The organism is Staphylococcus sp. HMSC061G12, assembly GCF_001838465.1.
Taxonomy (GTDB): domain Bacteria; phylum Bacillota; class Bacilli; order Staphylococcales; family Staphylococcaceae; genus Staphylococcus; species Staphylococcus simulans.
In genome coordinates, this window is record NZ_KV837000.1 from 1 (window position 1) to 6,242 (window position 6,242).

General features: G+C 35.9%; 6 protein-coding genes. 2 read left to right on the forward strand and 4 right to left on the reverse strand.

Annotated elements, in window-relative coordinates:
• Window positions 1-53 precede the first annotated feature (53 nt).
• The 4 genes from lepB (HMPREF2937_RS00285) to HMPREF2937_RS00300 all read right to left on the reverse strand — a co-directional run bounded on the left by lepB (HMPREF2937_RS00285) (window position 54) and on the right by HMPREF2937_RS00300 (window position 3,199).
• A complete protein-coding gene (lepB, locus tag HMPREF2937_RS00285) occupies window positions 54-620 on the reverse strand; it encodes a signal peptidase I (RefSeq protein ID WP_002481872.1) in 567 nt (188 codons plus the stop codon).
• 16 nt (window positions 621-636) lie between these two features.
• On the reverse strand, window positions 637-1,161 hold the full coding sequence (lepB, locus tag HMPREF2937_RS00290) for a signal peptidase I (protein ID WP_070848731.1): 525 nt from the start codon (window positions 1,159-1,161) through the stop codon (window positions 637-639).
• Window positions 1,162-1,176: 15 nt separating this feature from the next.
• Entirely contained in the window at window positions 1,177-1,740 is a 564-nt protein-coding gene (locus HMPREF2937_RS00295) for a TVP38/TMEM64 family protein (RefSeq protein WP_002481870.1), read from the reverse strand.
• Between the two features lie 127 nt (window positions 1,741-1,867).
• A complete protein-coding gene (locus tag HMPREF2937_RS00300) occupies window positions 1,868-3,199 on the reverse strand; it encodes a glucose-6-phosphate isomerase (RefSeq protein ID WP_070863789.1) in 1,332 nt (443 codons plus the stop codon).
• A 333-nt stretch (window positions 3,200-3,532) separates the two neighbouring features.
• On the opposite strand from HMPREF2937_RS00300, the gene HMPREF2937_RS00305 reads away from it, so the two are divergent.
• Together HMPREF2937_RS00305 and argH are read left to right on the forward strand one after the other, a co-directional pair.
• Window positions 3,533-4,735, forward strand: coding sequence for an argininosuccinate synthase (locus tag HMPREF2937_RS00305; protein WP_070863790.1), 1,203 nt, complete (start codon window positions 3,533-3,535; stop codon window positions 4,733-4,735).
• Entirely contained in the window at window positions 4,728-6,101 is a 1,374-nt protein-coding gene (argH, locus tag HMPREF2937_RS00310; protein ID WP_070863791.1) for an argininosuccinate lyase, read from the forward strand. The genes HMPREF2937_RS00305 and argH overlap by 8 nt, the downstream gene beginning before the upstream one ends.
• Window positions 6,102-6,242: the final 141 nt, after the last annotated feature.

Sequence of the window (6,242 nt, forward strand, 5' to 3'; positions counted from 1 at the left end):
AGAAGTCAGAACATTTATGTCCCGACCCCTTTTCGTCTAATCTATCTTAACATTTAATTTTCTGCTGGATTGAAGTTCACTTTGAATTTCGTTAAAGGCCAGTAACGTAAGCTGACTTTACCGACAACTTGATCTTCTTTAATTAAACCGAATGAACGGCTATCTTTACTCACTTCACGGTTATCCCCAAGGACTAATAATTTTCCTTTTGGAATTTTATTTGTGCCGTCTGAGTTAGGCAAGTTTTTAACTTGAAGTGTACCTGTGATTTCATCGTAACTTTTATGTTTTTCATTATAATCTAAGTACGGTTCTTTCACTTTTTTACCATTTACATACAATACATCATGTTTGTATTCTACACTGTCACCAGGTGTTCCGATGACACGTTTGACATAGTCGCTGTTTTTATCTGCATGGAAGACAATTACGTTACCTTTATCAAGACCGCCCATTTTAAAGCCGATCACATTGACGATAACTTTTTCACCGTCTTTTAACGTCGGGAACATAGAATCTCCGCGTACAGTATAAGATTTAGCAACAAAATTATAAATCAATAAGATTAAAACCAATGCTATAGCTATGGCTATAATCCATTCTTTCAATTCTTTTTTCACTGTAAAAACACCTCAATTATTCATTAAATGAAATTTTAAAATCACGCCATGGATAATATCTTAAAAACACAGTCCCCACAATATCTTGCTGATGTATCGTTCCGAATTTTCTCGAATCGTTTAAATCAGAGCGATCATCATTCAATATTAAATAGTGTTTAGGTGCTAAGATATCTCCTTCTGAATGTTTAATATTGCGTAATGCTAGGGTTTGAATAGGATGTTGTACCTGATAACTTTCATGTACTTGTTGGTCATCTCGATACAATTGACCCGCTTTTATTTCGACAGACTCACCAGGTGTCCCAATGACTCGTCCAAAGTAGATACGTCCTTGATGATGATACATGATGATATCACTATTATGTATTTGGTTGAAAGTGGTTTGTACTTTACTGACCAAAATACGATCATCCTGATGCAATGCAGGTGACATCTGATTAGAATGTACCACTGCACCGATTAAGATAAAAGCTTGAATCAACATTACAATAATAATCGCAATTATCAAGGAAAGCAAATATTTTACAATTTTTCTCACTATTTATCTCCTTCGTTATTTTATGAAACGACGCTCCAACTTTCTGCTGATTATCCAAAGTCCAGCTAAAATCACAATCACTAACACGACACGAATCGGGCTTTCTAAAATGCTATGCATTTCTCTGCCTAAAATACCTGTTAAAGCCATCGCAATCAAATTTGAAACAGCTAATATAATGAAGAAAGTCTGACGTTTCATTTGAGACAAGCCAGCCACCACATTCATTAAAGAACTTGGGGTGAATGGAAAGCACAATAAAATGAAAATAGGTGTCACACCTTGATGATTCACAAACCCCAAAAACTTTTGAACTTCTTTTCGTTCTTTGACTTTATCCATGAATTTAGTGTTCGCAAAATAACGTATGATTAAAAAAACAACGAAACTCCCTAAAAATGTGCCAAGCCATGAGATTATAATTCCTAAAAATAATCCGAATGTATCTACATTAACAAACACAAATACGAACATTGGTAAAATAGGAATAAATGATTCTAAAAACGGTAATAAAAACCCAAGTATATCCCCATAGTCACCCATTGCTCGCATCCACTGTTCAATTTGATGTGCTGACATAACTCCACCTGTCTCTCATTCATCTTCGATTACTACTATTATATAGGGAACAGGTGTATTTTGAAACTAAAAAAAGAACTCCCATATTACTAGTCAGCAATATGAGAGTCTTATATTTATTTCAGAATTATAAACGTTCTTCTAATTCTTGTTTTTTATCTTCGTAACCTGGTTTACCAAGTAATGCGAACATATTTTGTTTATATGCTTCTACACCTGGTTGGTTGAATGGGTTAACACCTAATTGGTAACCGCTCATCGCACAAGCTAATTCGAAGAAGTATACTAAATAACCGAATGTTTCTGGATCAATGCTTGGCACTTTAACCACTAAGTTTGGTACTTCGCCGTCTGTGTGTGCAAGTAATGTACCTTCAAACGCTTTTGTATTTACTTCATCAATTGTTTTACCAGCAAGGTAGTTCAAGCCATCTAAATCATCTGCATCTTCTTCGATTGTAATATCGAATTTAGGATTTTCAATTTTAACCACTGTTTCGAATAAGAAACGACGGCCTTCTTGTACGTATTGTCCTAATGAATGCAAGTCAGTTGTGTAGTTAGCACTTGAAGGATAGATACCTTTGAAGTCTTTACCTTCAGATTCGCCGTATAATTGTTTCCACCATTCATTAAAGTATTGTAATGATGGTTCATAGTTGATCAACATTTCAGTTGTATAACCTTTAGCGTATAAAATATTACGTAATGTCGCATATTGATATGCGATGTTTTCAGATAAGTCATCTGATTTCAATTCTTCACGCGCTTTAGCAGCACCATCCATCATCGCTTGGATATCAATGCCTGCAGCTGCAATTGGTAATAAACCTACTGCTGTTAATACTGAATAACGGCCGCCTACATCATCAGGTACTACGAATGTTTCGTAACCTTCGTTTGTTGCTAATTGTTTTAAAGCACCTTTTTCTTTATCTGTAGTCGCAAAGATACGTGATTTTGCTTCTTCTTTACCGTATTTATCTTCTAATAACTGTTTAAAGAGTCTGAAAGCAACAGCCGGTTCAGTTGTTGTACCTGATTTAGAAATAACGTTGACTGAATAATCTTTACCGTCAAGGTATTCAATTAAATCATGTAAGTAAGTTGATGATAAGTGGTTACCCGCAAATACGATTTCAGGATATTCATCACTTGTTCTGAATGCTGAACTTAACATTTCAATCGCAGCACGCGCACCTAAATAAGAACCACCGATACCGATCACAACTAATACATCAGAATGTTCTTTGATGCGTTTAGCTGCTTCTAAGATACGAGAGAATTCTTCTTTGTCATAATCTACTGGTAAATCTAACCAGCCTAAAAAGTCGTTGCCTGCGCCTGTACCTTCGTGAATAACACGATGAATTGTTTTTACGATTTCTTGTTGTTGTGTTAATTCGTGTTCGTCAACGAATTTTAAAGCTTTACTATAGTCTAGCTCAATATGTGTCATTTGAACTGCCTCCTGCTTTTTGATTTCACTCATATTTTACTAAATTTCTGATAATACAATCAATAAAACTGTCTATGAAATTGAAGGACCCGTCTTAATTGTGAAAAAATCGTCATTTTTTACTATTTTTCTAGGAAATAAAGTGTTGTACATTCTATAGTTTTTATGAATTTTGCATACATTTAGAACAAGCCTTGCTGTCATAGGGTATAAATGAGTGAGATTTCATCTTTTTGTATATTTATGTAAAATAATGGTTTATTTCTCATCTTCAATCTGCTATGATAATAACATGTTAAAAAATTCAAACTATTCTAACGAGGTGTAAAGATTATGAAGGATAAAATCGTATTAGCCTATTCAGGCGGATTAGATACTAGTGTGGCAGTAAAGTGGCTGATCGATAAAGGTTACGATGTAGTTGCTTGTTGTTTAGACGTCGGCGAAGGAAAAGATTTAGATCAAGTTTATCAAAAAGCATTAGATATGGGCGCAGTAGAATGCTATATCATTGATGCGACTAAAGAATTCAGCGATGACTATGTTGCTTATGCAATTAAAGGTAATTTAATGTATGAAAACACATACCCAGTTGTTTCAGCATTATCTCGCCCATTAATCTCTAAAAAATTAGTTGAAATTGCTGAAAAAACAGATGCAGTAGGTATTGCACATGGCTGTACTGGTAAAGGTAACGACCAAGTACGTTTTGAAGTAGCCATCAAAGCGTTGAACCCTAAATTGAAAGTATTTGCACCGGTACGTTCATGGGGTTGGAGTCGTGAGGAAGAAATTGATTACGCAATCAAAAATAACATTCCAGTACCAATCAACCATGACTCTCCTTACTCTATCGACCAAAACTTATGGGGCCGTGCCAACGAATGTGGTATTTTAGAAGATCCTTACGCAGCACCGCCTGCAGATGCATTTGATTTAACTCGAGAAATCGAAGATACACCAGATACACCTGATGAAATCGTTTTGAAGTTTGAAAAAGGAATTCCAGTAGAAGTCGATGGAAAAGCATATCCATTAGATGATTTAATTCTTTATTTAAACGACTTAGCAGGCAAACATGGTATCGGACGTATTGACCATGTTGAAAACAGATTAGTCGGTATTAAATCACGTGAAGTCTACGAAACACCAGGCGCTGAAGTGATTCTGAAAGCACATAAAGCTTTAGAAACTATCACATTGACAAAAGATGTGGCACACTTCAAACCTGTGATTGAAAAACAATTCGCAGAACAAACCTACAATGGTTTATGGTTCTCACCTTTAACTGATTCATTAAAAGCATTTATTGATTCAACTCAAGAACATGTCAGCGGTGAAATACGTGTGAAATTATTTAAAGGTAATGCGGTTGTAAATGGCAGAAAATCTCCATATTCTCTATACAACAAAGAACTTGCGACATATACAAAAGAAGATGCCTTCAACCAAGAAGCAGCAGTAGGATTCATTGAAATTTACGGCTTGCCGACTGAAGTCAATTCTATGTTGCATGGAGGTTATTCACATGAGTAAAAAAGCCTGGGGCGGTCGCTTCCAAGCAGAACCTGAAGCGTGGGTAGATGCTTTTAATGCTTCTATTCACTTTGACCACCTATTAATAGATGAAGATATTCAAGGAAGTATTGCACATGCGACGATGCTTGCACAACAAGGCATCCTTACTTCTGAAGAAAGCAACACCATTATTAAGGGACTCCAGGACATCCAACAAGATTACCACGATGGTAAAGTTGAATTTACAGAAGCTTTAGAAGATATTCACTTAAACATCGAACATGAATTAATCGAACGTATCGGCCCTGTCGGCGGTAAGTTGCACACTGGCCGCAGCCGTAATGATCAAGTCGCAACAGACATGCATCTCTATACAAAGAAAGCAGTCAAAGAAATCATTGAATTGATTCATTCTTTACAAGAGACGATTGTTTCACTTGCAGATAAACACGTCGATACGATTATGCCAGGTTATACGCACTTACAACGTGCACAGCCAATTTCTTTTGCACATCATGTCATGACTTATTTCTGGATGCTTGAACGTGATAAAGCCCGCTTTAACGATGCTTTAAAACGTATCGATGTCAATCCATTAGGTGCTGCTGCTTTAAGCGGTACAACGCATCCGATTGATCGTCAGAAAACACAAGAACTTTTAGATTTCGCATCACTTTACGAAAATAGTTTAGACGCTGTAAGTGACCGTGATTATATTGTCGAAACACTCAATGCGATTTCGCTTGTCATGATTCATTTATCACGTTTCTCTGAAGAAATTATTTTCTGGTCAACAGATGAAGCAAAATTCATCACTTTATCTGATGCATTTTCAACAGGTTCATCTATCATGCCGCAGAAAAAGAATCCAGATATGGCAGAATTGATTCGTGGTAAAACTGGCCGTACTACTGGCCATTTAGTCAGCATGCTGATAACATTAAAAGGTTTACCATTAGCTTACAATAAAGATATGCAAGAAGATAAAGAAGGTTTATTTGATGCGGTGCATACAGTCACAGGCTCATTACGTATCTTTGAAGGGATGCTCGCTACATTGACTGTGAATACAGACCGTTTAAACGAAACCGTACACAAAGACTTCTCAAACGCAACAGAACTTGCAGATTATTTAGTGGAAAAAGATATTCCATTCCGAGAAGCACATGCGATTGTAGGACAAATTGTTTATTGGTGTATTCAACACGATTGTTATTTACTCGATGTGCCACTTGAAAAATATCAAGAATTCTCACCTACTATTGATGAAACGATCTATAGTTATTTAAAACCTGAAAATTGTTTGAAACGTAGAAAAAGTTACGGTTCAACAGGACAAGAATCCGTACGTCATCAAATTGAAGTCGCAAAAGCTTTATTATAATACGAAAAACCATTGCCCGAGCGCTATCAGGTAATGGTTTTTTCATTCGTTATGATTTATAAAATTAAAAGTAAAAAAAGACCCTACCAGTTTTCACTGATAAGGTCTGGCTCTTTGTCAAATTCGGTTGATATATAAAAA